This window comes from Rhodovulum viride (genome assembly GCF_003265965.1).
In the GTDB taxonomy this organism is placed as follows: Bacteria; Pseudomonadota; Alphaproteobacteria; order Rhodobacterales; family Rhodobacteraceae; genus Rhodovulum; species Rhodovulum kholense.
This window is the reverse complement of the sequence record NZ_MUAV01000121.1, coordinates 1-892: the sequence shown is the minus strand read 5'-3', so window position 1 is coordinate 892 and position 892 is coordinate 1. Positions and strand designations below refer to the sequence as shown.

Sequence of the window (892 nt, the reverse complement as noted above, 5' to 3'; positions counted from 1 at the left end):
AGATCACCTATGCCGATGGCGCGGTCGAGACCGTCCCGGCGGCGGGCTGGCTGATGATCCGCATCACCGGCGAGGTGGGCTGAGCCATGGCCCGGCTGAAGATGCTGAGGAGCGCCACGCCCCGGCTGAACGCGGGCCTTGGTTATCTGGCGGCCGACCGGGCGGCGCAGTCCCGCAGTCGCGATGCGCGGCTCGACTATCGCAAATGGTACAAGACCGCGCGCTGGCAGCGGCTTCGCTGGGCGGCGCTGGTGCGCGACCACTTCCGCTGCCGCCGTTGCGGCGCCGTGCATCCGCAGCTGACCGCGGAATGCGAGGCGCTGGCCGCAATCGGCCAGCTGGATCTCGTGACCGGCTCGGCCCCGGGCTTCGTCGCCGACCATATCGTGCCCCACCGGGGCGACGCCGGGCTCTTCTGGGACCGGGCCAACCTGCAATGCCTCTGCAAGGCCTGCCACGACCGCGCGAAGCAGCGCGAAGAGGCCGCCACGCGCTGACGCCCCCGCCAAGGGGGGGGTGGTCCGACCTTCGGGGCCTAAGGGGGCTCAGACCGGTAGGGTCCCTCATCTGGAGATTTTTTTCCCGTGACCGATGCAATTCCGGACGACCAGTTCGAACTGAACCTGGGCGGCGATGTCGTCTACCGCGTCAAGCGCAAGCGCGGCCGCCCGCCCTTCGAACGCACCGAGGAAAACGCGCGCAAAGTCAATATGTTGCTGTCGGTCGGCTGGGCGCCCGAGCGGATCGCGCGGGTGATCAAGGACCCGCGCACCGGGCGGTCGATCTCGGTCAAGACGCTGAGACGGCATTTTAGTCCCGAGCTGGCCGAACGCGACGCCGCCCAGGACCAGCGCGAGGCGCGGCGGCTGATGCGGGTCTGGGACATGGCCGA

The 892-nt window shown here is 69.5% G+C and carries 1 protein-coding gene and 1 pseudogene; both read left to right on the top strand.

Annotated elements, in window-relative coordinates; genetic code table 11:
* Positions 1–86 precede the first annotated feature (86 nt).
* Positions 87–497: an HNH endonuclease gene (locus BYZ73_RS21345; protein ID WP_112317583.1), complete on the top strand. Its 411-nt coding sequence runs from the start codon at positions 87–89 to the stop codon at positions 495–497.
* A gap of 87 nt (positions 498–584) precedes the next feature.
* Positions 585–892: pseudogene (locus BYZ73_RS21340) on the top strand (hypothetical protein); the annotation flags it as partial.